The organism is Arthrobacter sp. IK3 (assembly GCF_051337705.1).
In the GTDB taxonomy this organism is placed as follows: domain Bacteria; phylum Actinomycetota; class Actinomycetes; order Actinomycetales; family Micrococcaceae; genus Arthrobacter_B; species Arthrobacter_B koreensis.
The window spans coordinates 195565-216832 of the sequence record NZ_JBPPSW010000003.1; the positions used below are offsets into that span (position 1 = coordinate 195565).

The window sequence follows — 21268 nt, forward strand, 5'->3', positions numbered from 1 at the left end:
CCTCCTCCGCACCAGAGCGTAACAGGCACGGAGGAGGAATCACCCGGTTAGACAGCGCCCGCGCCGGTGGGGTCCGGCGCGGACAGGGGGAGCGGTCGTTCCTAGTGGCCCATGCTGCCGCCGCCGTCGACGGGGATGACAGCTCCGGAGATGTAGGAGGCTTCATCCGAGGAGAGCCAGCGGATTACCCGGGCAATCTCTTCCGGCTCCGCGAACCGCCCTGCAGGAATGCCTTCGAGGTAGTGGGACTGCATTTCGTCCGAGACTTCGTTGAACATGTCGGTCTTCACGACGCCGGGCATGATGACGTTCGCGGTGATGCCCCTGGATCCCAGTTCCCGTGTCAGGGACCGTGCGATGCCGATGAGTCCGGCCTTGGACGCGGAGTAGTTGATCTGGCCGGCGGCGCCGTAGATGGCTGAGACGGAGGAGACCAGGACGATGCGACCGCTGCGCTTTTTCATCATGCCCTTGGACGCGCGCTTCACGGCGCGGAAGGCACCGGTGAGGTTGGTGTCGATGACGGAGGTGAAGTCCTCTTCGCTCATGCGCAGGAGCAGCTTGTCGTTGGCGATGCCGGCGTTGGCCACGAGAACGTCCACCGGCCCATGTGCTGCTTCGACTTCCTTGAAGGCTGCGTCGATGCTGTCTGAGTCCGTGACGTCAGCGCGGACGGCCAGGACGCCTTCGGGCAGGTCGGCGTCGGACCTGCAGGTTACGGCCACTTTGTCCCCGTTCTCCAGGAACGCCTTTGCAGTGGCCAGCCCGATGCCGCGGTTGCCGCCGGTAATCAGAACACTTCGTGCGTCTGCCATGTTCACACCCTTCACATTGGAAACATTGACCTATAGACCGTATCTGCCGGGGCATGGTGAGCGGGAATCCTGATGCCGCACACATGGCTGATATGGCTACAGCTACCTCTCTCCCCACGTCCGTCCCGGCAGGAACTTTCACTCTTGACGATGTCTCAGGGCCGCATCCGGTTCCGCGCAGGCCGATCCGGGCCGCCTACGCGGCCAGGCAGTCCCTGGCCGCTGTAAATCCCGGCCTCATCGCCCAGTGGCACCCGGAACTGAACGGTGACCTCACCCCGGAAGACTTCACGCCCTCCTCGAACCAGAAGGCATGGTGGATCTGTGAAGCGGGAACACACCCGCCGTACTTCGCACGGATTTCCAACCGCAACGACGGCAGCGGATGCCCCGGCTGCGGAAGGGAACGCACCATCGCAGGCAGCACCACACCCCGGCCCGGCAGGAGCCTCGCCGAAGCGAACCCGCAGCTCGCCGCCGAATGGGACCACGAGGCCAACGGAGAGATCACGCCCGACATGGTGTGTGCAGGCAGCAACCGTCCAGCCGCCTGGATTTGCCCTGAAGGCCACCCCGGGTACACGGCAAGACCTATCAGCCGGAGCTCCGGCATCGGATGCCCCGTCTGCGGCCGTGAACGCAGGCTGAACAGCAGGACGCTCCCCGCGCCGGGCCGCTCCGTGGCGGAGAAACTGCCGAAGGTGGCAGCAGAATGGGATGCCGCAGCGAACACCCCGCGCACACCCGCCGACGTCGCCGCGACCTCCAAGCGCGTCTACAGCTGGCTCTGCCCCGAGGGACACCCGCCCTACCGCATGCGCGTTGTCGACCGCTTCCACTCCAACGGATGCCCCGTCTGCCTGCCGCACTCAGCCAAGCGGGTCGTCACCGACTAGCCTGCCGCCTTGTGTCTGCGCATGTGATGACGGGAGAAGCACCAGATACCGCGCACGGAAGGCAGAACCATGGAAAACCGCGACGAAAGCGGTCCCGAGACACCGGGCCCACTGGGCGGGTTCGCCGTCTACTCGACTGCCGGACTCGAAGAGGACACCCCCGACCCAGCTGACGGAGAAGACCAGGGCCCGGACTTCGGGGAACGCTACATCGAACCCGAAGACATCCCGGTCACGCACAGCATCAGAATGCGGCCCGGGTCCTCCCTGAGCATCGGCCGGCGCAACGTCTACCGGACAGACCGGCGGGGCGTCCCCCACTTCGCCCCCGGATGGCTCCCCGCCCACGCCAGGATCCACTACACCCGCGTCCGGATCGCCGGGACTGCCGCGGCGGCCGTGCTCGTCGCCGTATCGGCAGCCATGGCAGCATCCGGCGCCGGATCCAATGCCGAATACCTGGCGCTGGCTGTCGAAGAGAACCTCACTCCAGCGACCGTCACCGGTGTCGTGCGTACGACAGACCCGGACCCGGACAGGATCGCCATGTACCGGACCGTGGAAGAGACCACCTTCACCTGGAGCGCAGACGGTTCCGCGCACTCCGGCACCCACACGGCGTCCAGCACGGACAGCCTGCCCCCGCTGGCGGAAGGCACCCGCTGGTCCAAGGGCGAGGACGTTATGCTCTACGTTGACCGGGAGAACCCCGCTCAGTTCGTTCCACGTGACCCCGGCCAGCCTGGACGGGTCAACATGATCACCCTTCTTCCTCTTCTGCCGGTGCCGGCCGCCGTCGCCGCGGCAGTGATCTCCAGGCGCAGGGCAGGCGTCATGGGCCAGCTGGAAAACGCCGCCTGAAATCCGCTGAAAATACCTCCCTGAAACGTCCGAATATGCGCAGAGAACAGGGGCTTTCCGCACACATAGGAGTTAGAAAAGCGGCGCATAAATCAGGGAGAAAAATCAGTGGATGTTTGGATCGAAACACCGGCCGGAAACCTCATCGGAACCCCGGTCACCGCGATCATTGTCCGCCCCGGGGAAGGCGGAAACGGCTGGGAAGTCTGCGTCGCGGCATCAGCCCACCCCAGTGTCTTCGCCTCGGGGCTTACAGACAGGGACGAGGCCCGCAGAACCCGCAACGCGCTGGCCGTAGCACTCTCCACGGCAGCGTCGGCCACGGGAACAAGCGCTGTCCGGTACGACGCCCCGACCCAGTCGGTCCTGACCGAAAACCTCGAGGCCTAAGGCAGAAATACTCCGGGCCGTCCGCACCCGCGGGCGGCCTTTTCCATGCCCTGGCGGTGAGAAGCCCTTCACCCGCCGCACACATGGGGGTGGTGATACACGCACGGAAGTACATCAGCATGCCCGCCCGAAGACCCCTGCAGGCTGCTGCAGCCCTCGCACTTGGAAGCGCCCTCCTCGGGGCTGCCGCCCCGCCCATCCTCCCGCCGGATCTCGATCCCTCCAGGCCAAGCCTGGGCGCAATGATCTCCAAGGAGACCCCACATCCCGTTACCGTACCGGCCGACGCCCCGTTCGACGTCGAGTACGAGATGGTCACCAGCTTCCACGACCAGGACCTGAAACTGCGGACCCTCATCCGGGACCATGCACACTCCAGCACCTCTGGAACCCTGTCCGCGCCCCTCGCCAGTGACCGCCGCACCTCATCCTTCGGAGGCCGGACCAGCCCTATCACCGGGGACCCGGCCGAGTTCCATTACGGCCAGGACTTCGGGGCTCCTTGCGGGGCAGAAGTCAGCGCAGCTGCCGGAGGGACAGTGGTCTTCGCCGGATGGCACCCGTACGGGGGAGGCAACCGTGTGGAGATCGAGCACGGAAGCGGACTCACCACCACCTACAACCACCTCTCATCGTCCTCGGTGAGCGTCGGCCAGCACGTCTCGCGCGGACAGGCCCTGGCCTTCGTGGGAACCACAGGATCCTCCACCGGATGCCACCTTCACTTCGAAGTGCTGCGCGACGGCACCCACATCGACCCCGCGGGCTGGCTTTGAGCACCCGTGAGCGCCCGGGACGCATAGAAACAATATGACCCTCACCGCCGTCCTCACCGGAACCTTCCGCCAGCCGGAGCTGCGCTTCGAGTTCCCGTGGGGAGCCAGAATGCCCAAGGGCGGAGATGCGGCGAAGTGGATCAAGAACACTGTTCCCGGCCGCCGCTGGGATCCGGACGAAAAAGCCTGGTACATCAACGGCACCGGCATCAACCCCGACAAATTCTTCTCCAAGCACGGCATTGAGGTCGACTACTCGGAAGCCTCAGGCGACCTTGAAGGACTGGACAGCCTTGAGCCCCTCTGGCGCCCGCTGGTCCAGCGGTCCCGGAACTTCCCGCACTCTGCCTTCGTCCGGCACCGCCTCGCCGGCTACGACCGCGTCAGCGGCATCCTTGGCCCCGGAGCTGTCTGGGACAAAAAGCTGAAGCGGTTCACCGTCCAGCTCACCGACCTCATCGACGAAACCGGGCCCAAACGCGGCCTGCACTTCGATGACGCCACCTTCAACGACGCCGTCGCTGCACTCCAGACCGGAAGCATCCCGGAGCACGTGCGCCTCGCCGCCCGGGAACTGGCCGCCTCCACCGGCGTTGACGGCGATGAGCAGAATGTCCTCTCCGAACGCACCCGGGAACTGATAGACATCGTCGCTTCCCACACCGGATACCTGCCCAAATGGTTCGGCCTTGACCTCTTCCCGTTCCAGGTCGCCGGCGCCTACGCCATCGTCGGCGGACACCGCGCGCTCTGCGATGCGCCTGGGCTTGGAAAATGTGTTGTGCCTGAAACCCGCATCCTGGCCAACGGCGCCTACACGCCCATCGGTCAGCTCTGGGACGAGCACACCGCAGTCACCGAACCACGACCGGACTACGACGGCGTCGGGGAAATCATCGAGCTGCAGCCCGGCCAGCTGACCGTCCAGGCACTGAATGACGACGTCACGGCTGCCAGCACCGTCAGCGCATCCCACCTCTACCGTGAACGCATCAGCGCCCCGGTGAAAACCATCCGCACCGCATCCGGAGCCGAAATCACCGCCACGCTCCCGCACAAATTCCTCACGTCCAATGGCTGGGCCAGCGAGATCCACGTTGGCGACATGATCGCCGTGCCGGATAACACTCCGTTTAGCGCTTCACACCCCGATACGTCACTCGAACTCGCCAGACTCATGGCATGGCAGATCGGTGAAGGATACGAGCACAAGGCACCGCGAGTAGAGATCACCAACAACGACACCGAGCGTCTGCTGATGCTGGCTGAGGATCTTCAGGCAGTTGCCCGCCAGATCGGCATAACGATTCCTGGAACCCCTGCGATAACTAAGCGTGGGACGAAGTGCCCTCAGCTGATCTTCGCAGCAACCGCTTGGCGCCGCTGGTTGGAAGACAACGGATACTCCTACGGCAACCTTGCCGCGGGTAAGACAATCCCACCTTTCATCATGGGTGCACGACTGGATGTGCAGAGGGAGTTCCTCGCTAACTACTTCAGTGCTGAAGGTAGCTTTAGCTCCAAGAGCGGCGTTCTGGAGATCGTTAGCGCGTCACGCGTTCTGATGCTCCAGCTCCAGGCGATGCTCTCCCGCTTTGGGGTGGCAATGAATATCGCTGACCGACAGAAGTGCGCCACCAACGGCACCAGGGTTATGCGCACCTACACGATCGGAGTCATTACCGGCGAAGACATCGTCACCTTCCGTTCCCGCGTTGGCTTTGCAGATGATGTGAAGAGTGCCCGCCTGAATTCCTACAGGGAAGCAGCAACTTCCAACATCACACGTCGGGTTCCATGCATCGACGTTGTTAAAGAAATCGTCGCCACAGGTATTCCGTCAATGGCATTCTCAAGGTCTGGTTCCTTCACTGGCAGTCAGGCTCGTGCTGGCGTGGCTAGGAAAGCAGCAGAGGACGTCGTCTCAGCCCTTCGGGAAATATCGGACGGGTCCATGCGTCGCCGGTACGAGGATGAAACCCCTCATCGCTGGACACGTCGGGCTCTTGCTGGACTGGACCAGTTCTCCGTTGCCCAGGCAGATGAGGCTATCGCCCGCATTGAGGCAATGATGTCCCCCTCTGTCCGCTGGACGAAGGTCACCTCCGTGGAGTTCAGCGACTACGACGGCTGGGTGTACGACCTGACCGTGCCGGATGGCCACAACTACATCGCCGAAGGGCTGTGGTGCCACAACACCCGCCAGGCCCTGGCCGCGGCAGCGATCCGGCGCGCCGAACGGGTTGTCATCGTCGTCCCGCCGCTGGTTGTCACCAACTGGTGCCGGGAGGCACTGACCGCCCTCGGGAAGTTCTACGCACCGGATCACCGCAATGCCAGCGTCACGTCCCTGGACCTGACGGCAGGCAAGAAAAAATCCCGGAAGAAGGCGCCGGAATTCCCGCCGTATATTGTCCCGATCCGCGCAGGCAAGAAGGTTCCGGACTTCCCAGACCGCGGCGTCATCGTCGTCGCGGACTCACTGCTGGCCTCACGCCCCGAGCTGCTGAAGGAGCTCATCCGCTGGAGTCCCGACACAGCCCTTTTTGACGAAGTACACCGTGCGCGGAACTTCTCCAGCGGCCGGGCAACAGCTGACCGCAACCTGGCCTGCTCCATGGATGACATGCGCGTCCCCGTCACCGGCACGCCCTTCCTGTCCAACCCGGCAGAAGTAACCAACCTCCTGGCCATCGGGGGTCTGCTGGACCAGTTCTTTGGTGGTGCCTCCAAGTTCCTGGACCGCTACACCAAGCAGGACCGCTTTGGCCGGCACCGGCCCAGGCAGAACATGCTCGCTGACCTTGAGTACCGCATGACCCGGGACTGCTGGGTGCGCCGGAACAAGGGCGACGTCCTGAAGCAGCTGCCGCAGAAACTGCGCACCACGCGGATCGTGGACATCGACCCCCGTGGGTTCCACGAAGCCCACGAGGTCCTCTACGAGAAGATCCGCGAATGGGTGAAGGAATTCACCAGGGACGGTGACGTCATCGGAGACGAAGACATCAAGAAGTTCGCCGCGGACCGCATCGACCTCATCACGCCGCTGCGCGCCGCCGCCGGCGTCGCCAAGGTACCGGCAGCCATCGAGATCGTCACCGACTGGATGGAGCAGACCACCGAGACCGCCCAGGACGGAACGAAGACCTACACCCGGCCCCTGGTCGTCTGGGTCCACCACCAGCCCGTCATGGAAGCGCTCGTCAACGCCGTTCCCGCAGACCTTGCCGGAGTTGGCTTCATCGACGGAGGCACCCCCGAACACAAGCGCCAGCCCATGGCAGACAAGCTGCAGAACGGTGAAATCGGCGTTCTGTTCTGCTCGATCGGTGCTGCAGGCTTCGGGATCACGCTCACCAAGTCCTCCGACGCGATCTTCGTGGAAACGGACTGGACCCCGGCGAACATCAGCCAGGCCGAGGACCGGATCCACCGGATCGGCCAGACGGAGACCTGCATCATCACCACCCTCATGGCCGTGAACACTCTGGATCCGCACATGCGGGCCATCCTGCGCAACAAGGCGAAAGACCTGAACGTGCTCATGCCCGGGGCAGACAACAACGTCACCGAGATGACCGCAAACCTCAACGAGGACGAGGGCGTCTACGAGGAAACCTCCGGGGATGACCCGGAACTGGAGAAGCAGTTCAAGTCACTCGGGGACATCCTGAAGCGCATCGTGGAGGACATTGTGGTCGAGCAGAACGCCGGCGTCAGGAAGCGGCGGTGAGAGCGCCTGTACCTGCCGCACACATGGAGGATACACGAGCAACCCACGTGCCGGTACAGGCCGCCTTGGCCCGTCCGGAACCTGCCGGGGAAAGGAACTGAATGGTCTGGCTCAAGACCCGCGACGGCTACGGTGAGCTGGCCCAGGCCGCAAGCCTCGGCATCGCCATCCTGAAGAAGACCAGACAGAACACCTGGCGGGAACTCCTGGAGGCCATGGAGGCTTCCGAGGCCCATGTCGTCAAGACATTCCGCAGCCTCGACCTCAGTGACTCCCAGCTGCAGGCGATCACCAGGCATCAGGAAGTCCTGAACCTGCTCGTCATCACCCCCGCAGCTGTCCCTGCGATCTGCCCCAAATGCGGTCACTTCATCCTCGTATCGGACACCGTCCCGTCCAAATGCATGGTCGGGTCGGGCTGCGAAGGCAAACCTGCCAAGGTTGCCGCCGCGACGGCCGGCAAGGGAGAACCGCCGGAAGCGGAAACCCCCGCCGCACCTGCAGCACAGGCACCAAGGAAGGGCACCGCGGACGCTGACGACTTCGACTTCGAGGACGACCCGTTCGGGTAGCCGGGCCACACCCATCCCAGAAAGACATCCACCTTGATCCCCTTCCTTATCGTCGGGGGCCTCGGCATGGCAATCCTGCTGTCCTCCATGCTGCTTGGCCCCCTGTTTGACCTCTTCGACGTCTTCGACGGAGCGCTCTCCGGCACAGCCGTCGGCGCCGGCCTGACCCTCTTCGGAGCCTCAGGCGTCCTCGTGCTGGGCAGCAGCGGACCCGTCTGGCTCGCCTACACACTGGCAGGCGCTCTCGGAGCTGCGTCCCTTGCTGCCGTTGGTGCCATGACCTCCAGGCTTCAGAAAGCATCCGTTCAGATCCAGCACGAAGTCATCGGCCTGACTGGAGTGGCAGCCTCACCCATCACGGGAGCGATGGGTGAAGTCCAGCTCAGCCACCCGCGCGAAATCAACAAGCGGATGGCCTTCTGCGAGGGCGTCATCGCCGCCGGTGCACCTGTCACCGTCGTCGAGGTTCACTGATCCCGTGTGTAGGTCGCCAAGACCTCCGCCTTACCCGGCCGTTCAGGCAGTACCCCACACCAACCCCAACCACAACCCCAACACCAACCCCAACCCCAACAGAAAGGCCCACATGGGCTTCGAAAATTCAGGCGCGGTCATTGCGATCGTCGCCATCGTCATCGTGTTCATCGCCATCCTTGGCTACGCCGCATCGCGCCTGCGCACCGTGGCACCGGACGAGGTGCTGGTCATCGTGAAGATGGGCTCCTCCAAGACTGGATCCGACGGTGTCCGTGACTCCTCCAATGACACCATCGCGTTCGCCGGCAAGGTCCTGGTCCTTCCGGTTGTCCAGCAGGATTTCCGCCTGTCCCTGAAGCAGCGCCAGGTGGAACTGACTGTTACCGGCCCGGACAAGAACTTCATCAACGTCTCAGTTCTGGCGTCACTGAACTTCAAGCTGGCGGACTCCGAAGCTGACATCCGCAAGTCCGCCCAGCGTTTCCTGACCCACACGGACAACCAGCTGGAGACCTCCATCCAGAACTCCCTGGAAGGCTCCCTCCGCTCGATCATCGGCTCGATGACCGTCCAGGAGATCAACTCGGACCGCGCCAAGTTCATGGATGCCGTGCTGAACACCGCCAAGGCCGAACTGGCCGAGCAGGGCATCCAGGTCGACATCCTGAACATCAAGGACATCAAGACCAACGACAAGGACTACTGGGACAACCTCTCCAAGCCTGAAACGGAGCGCGCTGCCCAGGTCGCCGCCGTTGCCGCATCCGCGGCCAAGCAGGTCAAGGAAGCCGCGCGCGTCGCACAGGAAGAGCAGACAGCCCGCCTGGACAAGGACCTGGCCGTGAAGAAGTCCGCGTTTCAGACGGAGAAGGACACCCAGCAGGCTGTCGCCGACGCTGCCAGTGACCTGGCCAAGGCTCAGCAGGACGTGGAAATCGCGCGACTGCAGCGTGCCGCCCTCGTCGAGGAAGCCCTCGTGCAGGAGCAGAAGCTGGACATCAGCGAGAAGAAGCCGGCCGACGCCCGTGCCTATGCAGCCCGCGTCGACGCTGAGGGTAAGCGTGACGCTGCCAAGGCCGATGCCGAAGGCCGCGCGTTCGAAAAGACGACCATGGCCGAGGCTGAAAAGTCCGCAGCGGTCCTCGAAGCCGCCGGCAACGCAGAGTCCCTGGCGCTGCAGGCACAGGCCGAAGCCAAAGCCATGGAACTCAAGGGCGAAGCCGAGGGTAAGTCCATCAAGGCCATCGGCACGGCGACCGCTGAGGCGGAGAAGGCCAAGGCAGACGCACTGACCGGTTACTCCGAGACGGCTATCGCCTACATCCTGGCCGAAGCCATGCCGGAAATCATGAAGGCAAACGCCGAAGCTGTCGCAGGCATCGACAACTACACCGTCATTTCCACCGACGGCGCATCCGATGCCACCAAGCAGATCACCCGCATGGGCGCCGAAGGCCTTGCCTCACTGAAGGCCATGACCGGGGTGGACCTTACCCAGATCCTGGGCAGCCTTGCCGGAGGAGTCCTCGCAGGACATGCCGCAGCCTCCTCCCCGGACGAGGCCCAGGCAGCCTAGCAGCCGACAACTGAAAGCCCTCGTTGCGCCCGTCGCAGCGGGGGCTTTCTGCATCCCGGGACAGGCACCCAAAATCATCAGAATGTGAATTGGGTCACATATGTCGTTTTTGCTGCGCGTTTTGAAAGACAGCCGCACACAGAACGGGCATGACCACTGAAACAGCCACGGCAGCCGGTAAGACCAATTTCGCACGCGTCCCTGAGGGCGTCCCGGCAGGCGGCCAGTTCGCCGCCACAGCCCACGCAGAGGCACCCGTCTCCCTTGCGCAGGCATTCGACTCCTCCACCGGCGAAACCATCATGGCCCAGGCAAAGGAGTCCGCCCGCTACTGGCAGGACCGCCTCGGGCAGAAGAGCAAGTCCAACACCGTCGACGCTGACGACATCGCCCAGGAAGCGGCACTGATGACCCTCAAGGCCTTGCGCGCCGGCAAGGACATCGACAACCTCAAGGGCTACATCCACCGCGGCGCCCGCAACATCACCTCCCAGAGCACCCAGACCGTCTTCCGCGCCGAAGACCGCGTTGCCTACCGGCTGTTCGAGGAAAAGTGCCAGGAAATCATCAACCGTGAGCAGCGCCTGCCCACCGTTGCCGAAGAGAAGGCCATCGAGAAGGAAATCTTCGACACCTGGCACGACCCCCGCCACAAGCCTTCGAGGGAATTCCGTATCGCCACCACGGTCGAGCGCTCCCTGGACGCCTCTGCCAATGACGACATGTCCGGAACCTTCGCAGACACCATCGCTGCAGTGGAGCAGAACGTGAACGTTCCCGTTGGTTCCTACCTTGACCGCGCCTTCGATGCGCTGGACGAGAAGGGTGTAGCCAGCAAGGCCAAGGCGCGCCGTCTGGCCTGGAACGCGCTGGCCGAAGGTACCGGTGTCCCGCTCTCGCGTGAAGGATCCCTGTCCCAGCGCCACGTCACCCGCCACCGCGCCGTGATGAGCAAGCACGAAGGCGGCATCATGGCGGCCTGCAACGACTGGGCCCAGGGCAACGACAACGAAGCCACCGAGGCACTGTTCGCACCGTTCGGCGAGAAGCTGAACGTCGAGCAGCAGGAGAAGGTCGTCGACATGCTCGAGCGCCTGGGCGCCGAGAAGGCGCAGCCCCTGTGGGAGTCGGCACTCTCCTTCGCCAACAACAAGCACGCCGAGAAGTAAGGGATCAGGCGGTGAACCCCGTACGAGTTCCCGAAGGGGTGCCTGCCGGCGGCCAGTTCGCCGCATCAACCCGCAGCGAACCCCGCGTCAGCATTGCACCGGCAGCGGCCGGCTTCCCCAGGATCGAGGAGGCCGGCCCAGCCGAGGTGCGCGTCCTGTCACGCAGTGACGACCCTCTGGTCAGAGCCGAAGCAGCCTCCAGCCCCGTCATCACCGACGACGTCCTGGAAGAGCTCGCAGCACACCACCAGCCTCCGGCAGTCCGCCTCGCCGCCGTGCACACCGGATACGCAGGTACCGCTGACCGGGCAGCCCACGACCCCAGCCCTATCGTCCGTGCCTCTGCACTTGTCAGCTGGGACCTCTCTGAAACCGGCCGCCGGCGGCTGGCCAGGGACAGCGAAGTCCAGCGGTTCATGACCCTGATCGCTGCGTAACCGGCCGCCGCCGCCGTGTCTACGCATGTGACTTATCAGAACTACCGACCACGGGCCCGCGGCCGGAGAACCGGAGGAATCTCCTCTAAGAAAGGCAGGACATGATCAGCATCACCACGGCCGTCCCGATGGCGTCCACGGTCAACCTAAAGGGCGGGTGGCAGAACTTCTGGAACGCCATCACCGCCGGCTTCCCCACCATCACCAACATGATGACGATCATCGGCGTCATCCTCGTGGTCTTCGCGCTTCTGAAGTGGGCGTGGGACCGCCGCCGCGGTGGCGGAATGGGCCAGGGCGCGCAGCCGCTCTGGGGCGCACTGATCCCCGGTGCCATCCTCGCCGCTCCGGACATGCTCTTCCCGATCCTGCTGGGAATCCTCGACCTCGTCATCAACGTGGTCATCTCCCTGATCAACGCAGCGACACCGGGATAGCAGCACCAGCCGCGTAGGCCCGGCTCTCCGGGCCGAATAAAACCGCTGAGCCGGGGCCCAGTGCCCCGGCTCAGGCACGAAAGGGATCCAGCACCATGTCAGCCGTCAATTCCCTGTACTCCCTGACCCCCATGACAGGGCGCACTTCCGGCGCCGACCGGACCACGGTCATCGGAACGGTGGAAATGAAATGGCGGACCTTCTGGATCGCCGTCTTCGCCATGGTTCCCGGAGGCATCCTCACAGCCCTGTTCTACCCGATGCTCGATGCGTGGTCCTTCCTGTGGATCGCAATCACCGAAGCCCTGGCCTTCTACGTCATTGAGCGCCGGTCCAAGGAAGGCCTCAGGCTCCGGACCTACCAGACGTTCTTCGACAAGAAGAAGTCGAACATCAACGAGTTCTACCTGTGCGGGCAGCGCATCGACGTCAACGGGGAAGAGTTCGGGACCCTCCGCCAGATCACCGCACCGGTCGTCAGGGAAGACACCGCCCGAGAACCCGCATCCACGCCATTCGAAGACTTCGAGGATTCCCTCAAATGACCAAAACCTTCCCCGCCAGGGTTTTCGCTGCCATCCTGCTGGCCGCCCTGCTGATCCTCGGGATCGCCCCCGCCGCCAGTGCAGCATCCCCTTCCTCCGCCGCCTCGATCCAGGCGCCTGCCCGCGTAGACATCGCCGCTGCAAATGCCAAGTCCGTCTGCGGAGCCACCGCCGGCGGAAGCTCCCAGGCAGCCAACAACGAGCTGCTGCCGGTCAACCGGTGGGCTGATGCCACATCGGCCATGCACTCCCGCCTGGACAACACCTTCCTTTCCGACACCGCCGAACTCATGCAGCGGCACTCGATCATCTCCACCGGTATGTCCTCGGGCAACTTCATGTGGTCCCTGGGCACCGGCATGTCGGCCTTCGCCATCAACTTCTGCATGCTCGACAAGATGGGCGGCGCCGCCGACGGCATCGTCGCCACTATCGGCAACTCGATCATCAAATCTCCGCTGCTCACCGGCCTCGTGGTCATCGCGGTCGTCATCCTCCTGTTCCAGGGGCGCAGGAACGGCCAGATGCCCTGGAAGAAGATCGCCCAGAAGGGCGTCGTGCTGGGCCTCTTCGCGGCTATGACTGCCGGTGCCATGGCATCCACGGGCGGCGGCAAGAGCTCAGACAGCTCCCAGCCGTACAGCCAGGCAGCCCAGTCCCAGCCCTACAAGCCGGGCTTCATGTCCCCGGGCTGGATCGTGACCACGATGAACAACACCATCTCCTCGCTGGCCTCGGCTCCGGCCGGTGCGCTGGTGCTCTCCACCACCAACGACGGCGCCATCAACACCGGAAACCTGCTCTCCTGCGACAACTACCTGATCTCCCTGAAGATGGGGTACAAGAACGCGTACGGAGACACCGCAGAGTCCCTGGCTTCGGGTGTACCGCTGATCATGTCTTCCTTGTGGGAGACCACGGGCCTGAAGACCTGGCGGACCGCCCAGTTCGGTACCAGCGGCCTGGATGAAAACTCCTGGTGCCGGCTCCTGGAGTACAACGCCGGATCCCGTGTCATGAGCGCCAACAAGGCCATCGACTCGGGAGCGAACAACTCCCGGCCGACCGTCCGCGCAACCATGAACCGCATCATCCCCGCGGGCCGGGCACTGGATAACTTCAACTACAGCCAGATCGCCTTCGTTCCGTCCTCCAAAGCGGACACCGACAAGTCACTGGTCGCCTGGGCTGCCTGCCGGTTCCAGAACAATGACGCAGGCGGCAACCTCGCCGACGGCAGCTCCTGGAGGGTCGTTCCGCACTTCACCAAGGGCGACAAGGACCAGAAGGCCACTGCGGATAACTGCGCATCCTGGTTCACCAGCGATGACGACGGCGCCGGAGCCTTCAACTGGGACTCAGACCAGGACAAGGTCGTCAAGCGCACCACGAACACCGGAGGCGGAACCGAAGACTACGCACTGGACGTACGCGACTTCATCCTGACCCTGCACGGGAACAACAACTCCCAGGGCATGACGGCAGTGTTCGCCTACAACATCTCGGCACTGTCCATGCTGGTCGTCTTCGGCCTGCTGGCCATCTCGATCCTGATCGCAAAGATCGCCATGGTCGTCATGATCATCACCGGCATCTTCATGGTCATTCTCGCGCTCATGCCAAGCGCAGGGTTCGACAAGATGGGCAACTTCCTCAAGACGCTGTTGGGCATCAACATCTTCGTCTTCGCCATCCAGCTGCTCTTCGCCATGATCTCCATCCTGACGGTGATGCTGCAGAACCTGGGTTCCGCATTCCTGGGAGGCTCCAGCCTGGTCTCCATCTTCTGGTCAGGGCTCTCCCCGCTGCTGTCGGTGTTCCTGCTGCACATGATGTTCACCAAGGTGCTGAAGGTTCCCTCCCCGTTCAAGCTCTCGGCTGCCATGGCCTGGGGCGGCACGGTCGGTGCTGCCGGCGGCGCTGCGCTCGGCGGCGTAGGCGCACTGCTGGACCGCAAGGCAGGAAACGCCGGCCGCCGCGCCATGAGCAAGGCATCTTCCGTTGGCAAGCGGGGCATGAACTCCGTGCTCGGCAAGGCAACCGGCGGACGCATGGGCGCAGCCACGGGCTCTACCCGACGCGGCGCAGCTGCACCGGCCGGAGCCCCGGGCGTAAAGAATGCTTCGGCGGCATCCTTCGAGGGTGGACTGCCTGCAGCACTGAACGGCCGCCGCGGCAAGGGAACCGAGAAGAACCACATGGCTCCCGATGCCGATGCGATCCAGAACCGCCTGATCAACAGCGACGTCCCGAACTCGCAGGTCGCCAAGGGCAGGATGTCCAGCGCCGACCGCAAGGCCATGGACGAAGCGCGCAGGGCAGAACTGGCTGCAGCCAGGCAGTTCCAGAAGGACCAGCGCTCGGAACTGGGCCTTAGCCCCGAGGTCACACCCGGCGGCCAGGTGGTCGGTGCGCTGTCCAAGACGGTTGCCGGCGCCATGGTCGCAGGATCCGCCATCAACAAGGCAGGCCAGACCGGAAAGCGCATCGTCTCCCACCCGGTCCAGTCCGGACGTGACGGCATCCGTGCAGCCGCTGCGGCCAAGGACAGCGCCGTGGCAGCGGTGAAGAATGCCGGGGCGCGGGCGACGGTCACCCTGGGCAACCTGCAGTCCCAGCCGGTCCGCACCACCGCGGAACTGGCCAAGCGCGCAGGCGGGGCAGCAGGGCGCCTGGCGGGCAGCAAGGCAGTAACCGCTGTCCGGTACTCCAACGCGGCCGAGCAGTTCAAGCAGAAGCCGCTGCGCACCACCGCGAAGGCAGCCGGCGCAGGACTTGTACTTGCAGCGACGACCCCGGCACTGGCTATCCCGGCAGTTGCCGCCGGCGCGTGGATGGCCACGAAGGGTGTCCAGGAAGTGCACCGCCGGACAGCGGGCCGCAGGGCAGCAAACGATCAGCTGACCGCTGAGTACCGCCGCGCCATGCAGCACCAGAAGTCCCGGGAATCCAAGGTGGCCCCCGGCCAGGCCCAGCCCGAACAGAACGGCAAGCCTGCGTCAAAGGTCGCACCCAGCGCCGGACCCAGGCCGGGACCGGTAGCCGTACCCGAGCAGCCGGCACCGGCAGCAGCCACCGGCCAGACGGGCTAGTCCCTCAGGGGAGCGGGCGGGGAAAACACCTCCCCGCCCGCTCCTTCAGATTTTCTGCAACACCAGCACCAGACGCAGCTAAGGAGCCGCATCCCCATGACCACCGATTTCCTACACCGCCAGCCGGCTGGCATTCCTGCGGGCGGACAGTTCGCAGGCACCCATCATGCCGAATCCCCGGTACGCCTCTTTGACCGCGGTGACGGAAGCTTCATGAAGCCCTCGCCGTCCGCGACAGCCGAGCACTGCATCGGTTTCTGGTCCTCGATTGAAGTCCCGGACGAGGTGATCGACCAGGTCATCGCCGAGTACGCGGTGTTCCGCACCGAAGAGATCAACGCCAGGATCGAATCCGAGATGAGCTCCTGGGTCCGTGCATGGAAGGCAGAGAATATCCCTCCGAAGCGGGAAGGCCGTGAGCTGGATCGGTTCCAGGCACGGTACACCGAGGAGTTCAACGCTTACCAGGAGTCCATCAAGCCCGGCATCTTCGCGGAACATCCCAACCAGCTGGGCAGCTACGACGTCCGCCAGCTTGTCCGGGCCACCCAGATGCGGCGCCACCGCCCGCATCCGGCCAAGTTCCCGGAAGAAACGGCGAAGGTCATGGACCACGAGATTGAGCTCTTCGATGAGGTGCTGACCGTTGGGGAGATCGACGAGAAGTACCGGCTGACCAACGTAGCCCGTGCCATGGACTCCATCTTCCCGCCCAAGCCGAACCCTGAGGTGCAGGAGGCACTGGAACAGCTGGCGCGGATCAATGAAAACCTCGTCCAGAACCGGCACGACGCCACGTACTAGGCCTGCCTGAAACGCAGTCCCCGGGAAAAGCTCCCCGCAGACCTGACCGATCACCGGGACGGACTGCGGGGAGCTTTCACGTCCCGGGGTAGGGGGCGGCAGCCTTCGGTGGCATATGAGACACCGGCTGCGGTCCGGAACACAGCATAGGGAGGGCCCCACCATCAAGCCTGTGGGCCCTCCCTATGCTGTGTGTGTGCAGGCTAGGCGCCGCCGCTGCCGATCGTCTTGACCAGCCAGGTGCCGTCGTGCTGGATCTGCAGGAGGCCGTTGAAGCGGTTGCCGCCCTCTTCGAAGTACGCCTGGAAGCTCATATTGCCTCCACCCTCTTCGAGGGGTGAGGTGCTCCGGAAGGTGTCCGAGGGGACGCGGCTGATGTCCGTGTAGCCGAAGCTCTTGTACAGGGAGTCAGTGACGTACGGGCGCAGGCGCTTGAGCCAGGCATCCTTGCCTCCCTCGGGGTTGGCCCAGGCGGCAGAGAATGCATCTGCGGTCTCCTTCCAGTCCGCAGCTTCTACTGCCTGCTGGTTGTTCCCGATGTGGATCTCCAGTGTGGGCTCCGGGGACGGCGTAGCTCCGCTTCCGGAAGGCGCTTCAGTGCCCTCCTGCGCTGTCGCCGAGGGGGAGGGGCTGCCCGAACCCGCGGAAGGGGCCACGGAGTCGTCAGCGCCGCCCTCCAGGACTGCCGTGGGCGCTGCGCTGGGCGCCGGTGCCGGTGCATCTTCAGGTTCAGTGCTGCCGGTGGCGACCGTGTAGACCACAGCGGCAGCGATCAGGATGGTGATGATGATGAGGGCGCCTCTGCCCGTGAGGAATGCGAGGACGGGGTTCTGCCGGCGTTCGGCCATGGTGTTTCCTTCTTCTGGGTGCCGGTGGGCTGGGAACCGGCTGCAGCGCAGGTGATGATCCCGCACTGCAGCCGGAGGGCGGGGCTACTCTCGATCTGCTACGTGGATGTAGCCCTGGACCGCAGTGGCGTTCAGGCGCTGGACCGAGTACGCGTGCTCCTTGGGGGCGGCGTTGTACTGCTCGATGGTGACCGTGCCGTCATCGTGGACTTCCTTCACCACGGCAACGTGGCCGGCGTACCCGGTGAAGATCGTGTCAGTCCAGCCCGGACCCCACCATGCGATGGCACCGACCTTCGGGACGTTGTCAGTCACGTACCCGGCACGGGCGAGGTTCGCGCTCCACTCGGCCGCATTACCGAACAGGGCAAGTCCTATCTTGGACGGCGTGAAGGGGTACTCCTGGCCTTCCTGCCAGCCCATCTGCTGGTTCATGCGCCAGGCGACAAAGGAGACGCACTCGCGCTTGTACAGCGACCATGGGTCCGCCCCGGGGTCGAGCGAGCCGCCGCACCAGGCGCAGTCTCCGACCGGCTCACGGAAGGGGTAGTCATCGCCTTCGCCGCCGTCACCAATGCCGATGCCGTGGACGCCGCCGGTTGAGCATGCCGGGCCGGCGCCGTCGACCGGGTCGTAGACGTAGTCGCCGCCCGTTCCGGGCATGGGGCTGACCGAGACGTGGACGTGGTCGTTGTGGAGGGTGGTGTCGTTCCAGTTGCCCGCGTACATGCCGCCGTAGCCGCCGGTGGAGTACGGCTTCCACCCCTCGATGGGGCCGAGCCAGATCTGGTCCCGCCAGATGATGTAGTCCAGGCCGAAGACGGCTTCGTTTTTGATCAGGAACGCGGAGATCGCGTCACCGTGCTTGATGCCGGCGTCGGAGGCGTAGTCCTTGATCATGATGTCCACCGCGCGGCCGACGAGGTGGTCCAGGGTGCCGCCGAGGTCATGGAAGGTCAGGACACCGGAGGCGTACTTGTCCTTGACGGCAGCTTCGACGGCCTGGGTGTTCGGGTGGATGTTGGGGTTGACCACCAGGTTGCTGGAGGTGTCATGGCCACCCTCTTCGTCGTGCGGATCCGGGTAGGCTCCTTCGGTGGGCTTCAGGTCCGCGACGAGCTGGCGCGCCATGGATTCCCACTTTGCGTACTCGTCGGGGAATGCTGAGACCTGTACGGCCTGCGCTGCTTCTGTGACCGGCAGGGACTCCCAGTTGGGGATCGTCTTCAGGCGCTCCAGGAACATGTCGGCGGACTTGCTGATGTTCATGGCGTCTTCCTTGGTGCCCCAGGAGAACATGTTGCCGTTGACCTGCTGCTGGAAGGGGCCGACAGAGTAGCCGTCCCGGCCGCGGGCATCCTTGTCATCGGTGAGGGCTTCGGAGCCCGGGACGTTCACGTTCCACCAGTTGCGCAGGGTGCTTTCCTGCATGGCGGTGGCCAGGGCGACGACGGCGGCATGCTCGGACATGCCCTTCTTGGCGACCTGGTTGATGATCTGCTGGGCGATCAGCTTCTGCTTCTCGTTCAGGTCCACGCTGGTCTGGCCGCCGAGCTTCACCGGGTCGGTGGTGCACTGCCGGGTCTGTCCGGTAGCCCAGGTGAAGGCCAGCGTGTAGATCTTCTCGGCGATGTCGGGGTTGCCCTTGATCGGGAGGGTCTTGAGGGAGATGAGGTACTGCTCTTTGACGGCAGCCTGCGCGTCGCGCATTTCGTCTTCGTCGGAGAGTTTGCGGGCGGGCCCGTCCGCGTCGCTGCCCCGGACATCCATGACGCCGGCGTCCAGGGACGGGTTGTTGAGCTGGTTGACCGTCTCTACGTTCGCCCGTGAGAGCTTCCGGGCAATGTACTCACCGGACCGTGCCGGGTCTTCGGCGTCTTCGCGGCTGATTTCACCGCCTGCCTTGTCCATGTCGATGCCGTAGATGCCCACGCCCTTGTCGGCGGTGCGGGAGTCCTGGGTGGTAGCGATGGCAGCCATGACCTCCCAGCGCACTGCTTCCTTCTCGGCGGCGTCGCGGATGACACGAAGCCTGTCTTCGTCTTCGATGTCGGAGGTGGCCGCGGCCAGTGACATGGCGGTGTGCCCGGCGGCGACGGTGCCGTTGCCGTTGGATCCGGTGTTGAGCATCGAGGTGACCATCAGCACGACCATGACCAGCGCCAGGGCAGGAACTGCGACCGCCAGTATGACGCCGCGGCGTCCCGTCTTGGTCTTCAGGACGGCTGTTGCTGCGCCGCGGACGGCGCCGACAGCACCTCCGGTGGCAGCGCCCTTGGCGACCATGAGTGCGGCCTGCTTGCCGTCAGCTTTGGCCTGGTCCAGGCCGGATAGTTCACCGGGCTGATTCGGCGGCGGTGTCTCTGGTGTGCTCATACCGGGGGACATGCGCAGATTTACCGGTCCCGGCCCTCCGGGTCTCCGGAGAAGTTCAGTGCGCGTGAAGCAGCTGCGAGGCCGTCCTCGCGGTAGCGGCTGACCTCTTCAGCCCAGGTGATGCCAAGACCCGCGGCCCTGGCCAGGGCATCGAACTGCTCAGCCCACGACATACCTTCAGGCTGGAACGCCTCCAGATGGACCGGAGCCGGGGAGAGGGTGTCGGTGAGCGTGTACTCCTCACCGCTGCGGACCAGGATGCTCCAGTAGCCGCTCCCGAGGTAGATGCCGTAGCCGGACGGGCCGGTGACCTGCCACAGCTGCCCGGGTGCCGGCTCTATGGTCACCGCTGGGTGAACCGCTCTCCGGCTTTGGTACTCAGGCCAGCAGGGAAGTATTTGCGGCGCCGGGCCTCGAGCCTCATCGTTTCCCACGCACCCGGTACCCGGGCACCCTTGGCGAGGTTGCATTTCACACAGGCCGCCACGAAGTTAGCCATGGAGGAGGATCCTCCGCGGGACCAGGGGTACCAGTGGTCACCGTGATGGGCCGGGCGGCTGCAGCGCCTGAACATGCCGCCGAGCTCACACCGGCCCCCGGCACGGTCAAAGCCCTCCCGGCGCTGGTTGGCGGAGAAGATGCGAGTGGGGTCTTTCGGGCCGGGACGGCGGCGGGACAGTGTCCCGAGGACGGCCACGGCAGCGACGATCGCAGCGAGGAAGAAGACCGGTGCCGGGACCAGGTCCAGAAGTCCGCCGACGGCTCCGGAAAGATCGGGAGCTGGGGCACCCGGGTCGGGCAGCGGGGTCTGGGCGTGGAGCATCGTGTTCTTTCAGGCAGGGGGCGGCTTGCCCGGGGACATGCGTAGACAAAGGAAAGCCCCGCACAGTCCACGGGGGACCGGCGGGGCTTTCCGAAGGACGGCCTAGAAGTCGTCGTCTTCGTCTTCGACAGGAGCCTTTGCGGGTGCCTTCTTGGCCGGAGCCTTCTTGGCGGCGGGCTTGGCTGCCGGAGCTTCCTCTTCGTCGTCCGCGTAGGTATCGACGGTCTTGCGTGCTCCGCCGGCCTTGGAGACCTCGGCAGTCTGCCAGCGCAGGGCCGGGCCGACTTCCTGAGCGGTGAAGCCGATCATGGTGATGGACTTGTCCTCACCGTTGATCTGGACTTCCTTCTCGTAGGTCTTGAGGCGGGCAAGGACGGTCACGCGCTGGCCCTTCTTCAGCGAAGCAGCCATGTTCTCGGCGGTGGTGCCGAAAGCGGTGAACGGAACGAAGTGGGTGACCTCGTTGTCCTTGTCGCGGTTGCCGCCCGGGTTTTCGTTGATGGCGACCTTGAAGTTCAGGCGAGGGGTGCCGGACTTGGTGTTGGTGATCAGTTCGAGATCGGTGACCAGGTTGCCGGTGAAGGGGAGGTTGTACAAGGTGGTGCCTTTCGTCGGCCCATAGGGGCTGTGTCAGGCCC

General features: G+C 64.5%; 20 protein-coding genes. 14 read left to right on the top strand and 6 right to left on the bottom strand.

Annotated elements, in window-relative coordinates; translation table 11 throughout:
* Positions 1-101 precede the first annotated feature (101 nt).
* Positions 102-815, bottom strand: coding sequence for a 3-oxoacyl-ACP reductase FabG (fabG, locus tag ACSLGO_RS05480; RefSeq protein WP_436400474.1), 714 nt, complete (start codon positions 813-815; stop codon positions 102-104).
* A gap of 92 nt (positions 816-907) precedes the next feature.
* Here fabG and ACSLGO_RS05485 point away from each other — a divergent pair, with 92 nt between their 5' ends.
* The 14 genes from ACSLGO_RS05485 (at position 908) to ACSLGO_RS05550 (ending at position 16583) form a co-directional block, all read left to right on the top strand.
* Positions 908-1711, top strand: a complete 804-nt coding sequence (locus ACSLGO_RS05485; RefSeq protein WP_436400476.1) for a zinc-ribbon domain-containing protein — start codon at positions 908-910, stop codon at positions 1709-1711.
* 69 nt (positions 1712-1780) lie between these two features.
* Entirely contained in the window at positions 1781-2572 is a 792-nt protein-coding gene (locus ACSLGO_RS05490) for a hypothetical protein (RefSeq protein ID WP_436400478.1), read from the top strand.
* A gap of 108 nt (positions 2573-2680) precedes the next feature.
* Positions 2681-2962, top strand: a complete 282-nt coding sequence (locus tag ACSLGO_RS05495) for a hypothetical protein (RefSeq protein ID WP_436400480.1) — start codon at positions 2681-2683, stop codon at positions 2960-2962.
* A 119-nt stretch (positions 2963-3081) separates the two neighbouring features.
* Positions 3082-3738, top strand: coding sequence for a M23 family metallopeptidase (locus ACSLGO_RS05500; RefSeq protein ID WP_436400482.1), 657 nt, complete (start codon positions 3082-3084; stop codon positions 3736-3738).
* 34 nt (positions 3739-3772) lie between these two features.
* Entirely contained in the window at positions 3773-7474 is a 3702-nt protein-coding gene (locus tag ACSLGO_RS05505; protein WP_436400484.1) for an LAGLIDADG family homing endonuclease, read from the top strand.
* A 101-nt stretch (positions 7475-7575) separates the two neighbouring features.
* A complete protein-coding gene (locus ACSLGO_RS05510; protein ID WP_436400486.1) occupies positions 7576-8046 on the top strand; it encodes a hypothetical protein in 471 nt (156 codons plus the stop codon).
* A 33-nt stretch (positions 8047-8079) separates the two neighbouring features.
* On the top strand, positions 8080-8520 hold the full coding sequence (locus ACSLGO_RS05515; RefSeq protein ID WP_436400488.1) for an NfeD family protein: 441 nt from the start codon (positions 8080-8082) through the stop codon (positions 8518-8520).
* Positions 8521-8632: 112 nt separating this feature from the next.
* Positions 8633-10099: an SPFH domain-containing protein gene (locus ACSLGO_RS05520; RefSeq protein ID WP_436400489.1), complete on the top strand. Its 1467-nt coding sequence runs from the start codon at positions 8633-8635 to the stop codon at positions 10097-10099.
* 149 nt (positions 10100-10248) lie between these two features.
* Positions 10249-11268, top strand: coding sequence for a hypothetical protein (locus ACSLGO_RS05525; RefSeq protein ID WP_436400491.1), 1020 nt, complete (start codon positions 10249-10251; stop codon positions 11266-11268).
* Between the two features lie 11 nt (positions 11269-11279).
* Positions 11280-11705 carry a hypothetical protein gene (locus ACSLGO_RS05530; RefSeq protein WP_436400493.1) on the top strand — a complete coding sequence of 142 codons (426 nt, stop codon included), beginning with the start codon at positions 11280-11282 and terminating at the stop codon, positions 11703-11705.
* A gap of 101 nt (positions 11706-11806) precedes the next feature.
* Complete coding sequence (locus ACSLGO_RS05535; RefSeq protein ID WP_436400495.1) at positions 11807-12142, top strand: hypothetical protein; 336 nt, start codon at positions 11807-11809, stop codon at positions 12140-12142.
* 95 nt (positions 12143-12237) lie between these two features.
* Positions 12238-12687, top strand: a complete 450-nt coding sequence (locus ACSLGO_RS05540; RefSeq protein WP_436400497.1) for a hypothetical protein — start codon at positions 12238-12240, stop codon at positions 12685-12687.
* Positions 12684-15779 (top strand): hypothetical protein, encoded by a 3096-nt coding sequence (locus tag ACSLGO_RS05545; protein ID WP_436400499.1) that lies wholly within the window; start codon positions 12684-12686, stop codon positions 15777-15779. The genes ACSLGO_RS05540 and ACSLGO_RS05545 overlap by 4 nt, the downstream gene beginning before the upstream one ends.
* A gap of 96 nt (positions 15780-15875) precedes the next feature.
* The gene (locus tag ACSLGO_RS05550) at positions 15876-16583 is read left to right on the top strand and encodes a hypothetical protein (protein ID WP_436400500.1); all 708 of its coding nucleotides are present in this window, start codon (positions 15876-15878) and stop codon (positions 16581-16583) included.
* A 203-nt stretch (positions 16584-16786) separates the two neighbouring features.
* Here ACSLGO_RS05550 and ACSLGO_RS05555 read toward each other — a convergent pair whose 3' ends face one another.
* From ACSLGO_RS05555 to ACSLGO_RS05575, 5 genes are all read right to left on the bottom strand, one after another.
* Positions 16787-17431: a hypothetical protein gene (locus ACSLGO_RS05555; protein WP_436400502.1), complete on the bottom strand. Its 645-nt coding sequence runs from the start codon at positions 17429-17431 to the stop codon at positions 16787-16789.
* 84 nt (positions 17432-17515) lie between these two features.
* A complete protein-coding gene (locus ACSLGO_RS05560; RefSeq protein WP_436400503.1) occupies positions 17516-19807 on the bottom strand; it encodes a CHAP domain-containing protein in 2292 nt (763 codons plus the stop codon).
* A 20-nt stretch (positions 19808-19827) separates the two neighbouring features.
* Positions 19828-20154: a hypothetical protein gene (locus tag ACSLGO_RS05565; RefSeq protein ID WP_436400505.1), complete on the bottom strand. Its 327-nt coding sequence runs from the start codon at positions 20152-20154 to the stop codon at positions 19828-19830.
* Positions 20151-20630 carry an HNH endonuclease gene (locus ACSLGO_RS05570; RefSeq protein ID WP_436400507.1) on the bottom strand — a complete coding sequence of 160 codons (480 nt, stop codon included), beginning with the start codon at positions 20628-20630 and terminating at the stop codon, positions 20151-20153. The genes ACSLGO_RS05565 and ACSLGO_RS05570 overlap by 4 nt, the downstream gene beginning before the upstream one ends.
* 102 nt (positions 20631-20732) lie before the next feature.
* Positions 20733-21227, bottom strand: coding sequence for a single-stranded DNA-binding protein (locus ACSLGO_RS05575; protein WP_436400509.1), 495 nt, complete (start codon positions 21225-21227; stop codon positions 20733-20735).
* Between the last annotated feature and the right edge of the window lie 41 nt (positions 21228-21268).

What these genes read in the sequence shown, in the direction of transcription:
- fabG (WP_436400474.1), bottom strand. Translation starts at nt 815, where the DNA reads ATGGCAGACGCACGAAGTGTTCTGATTACCGGCGGCAACCGCGGCATC.
- ACSLGO_RS05485 (WP_436400476.1), top strand. Translation starts at nt 908, where the DNA reads ATGGCTACAGCTACCTCTCTCCCCACGTCCGTCCCGGCAGGAACTTTC.
- ACSLGO_RS05490 (WP_436400478.1), top strand. Translation starts at nt 1,781, where the DNA reads ATGGAAAACCGCGACGAAAGCGGTCCCGAGACACCGGGCCCACTGGGC.
- ACSLGO_RS05500 (WP_436400482.1), top strand. Translation starts at nt 3,082, where the DNA reads ATGCCCGCCCGAAGACCCCTGCAGGCTGCTGCAGCCCTCGCACTTGGA.
- ACSLGO_RS05505 (WP_436400484.1), top strand. Translation starts at nt 3,773, where the DNA reads ATGACCCTCACCGCCGTCCTCACCGGAACCTTCCGCCAGCCGGAGCTG.
- ACSLGO_RS05510 (WP_436400486.1), top strand. Translation starts at nt 7,576, where the DNA reads ATGGTCTGGCTCAAGACCCGCGACGGCTACGGTGAGCTGGCCCAGGCC.
- ACSLGO_RS05520 (WP_436400489.1), top strand. Translation starts at nt 8,633, where the DNA reads ATGGGCTTCGAAAATTCAGGCGCGGTCATTGCGATCGTCGCCATCGTC.
- ACSLGO_RS05525 (WP_436400491.1), top strand. Translation starts at nt 10,249, where the DNA reads ATGACCACTGAAACAGCCACGGCAGCCGGTAAGACCAATTTCGCACGC.
- ACSLGO_RS05535 (WP_436400495.1), top strand. Translation starts at nt 11,807, where the DNA reads ATGATCAGCATCACCACGGCCGTCCCGATGGCGTCCACGGTCAACCTA.
- ACSLGO_RS05540 (WP_436400497.1), top strand. Translation starts at nt 12,238, where the DNA reads ATGTCAGCCGTCAATTCCCTGTACTCCCTGACCCCCATGACAGGGCGC.
- ACSLGO_RS05545 (WP_436400499.1), top strand. Translation starts at nt 12,684, where the DNA reads ATGACCAAAACCTTCCCCGCCAGGGTTTTCGCTGCCATCCTGCTGGCC.
- ACSLGO_RS05550 (WP_436400500.1), top strand. Translation starts at nt 15,876, where the DNA reads ATGACCACCGATTTCCTACACCGCCAGCCGGCTGGCATTCCTGCGGGC.
- ACSLGO_RS05555 (WP_436400502.1), bottom strand. Translation starts at nt 17,431, where the DNA reads ATGGCCGAACGCCGGCAGAACCCCGTCCTCGCATTCCTCACGGGCAGA.
- ACSLGO_RS05560 (WP_436400503.1), bottom strand. Translation starts at nt 19,807, where the DNA reads ATGAGCACACCAGAGACACCGCCGCCGAATCAGCCCGGTGAACTATCC.
- ACSLGO_RS05570 (WP_436400507.1), bottom strand. Translation starts at nt 20,630, where the DNA reads ATGCTCCACGCCCAGACCCCGCTGCCCGACCCGGGTGCCCCAGCTCCC.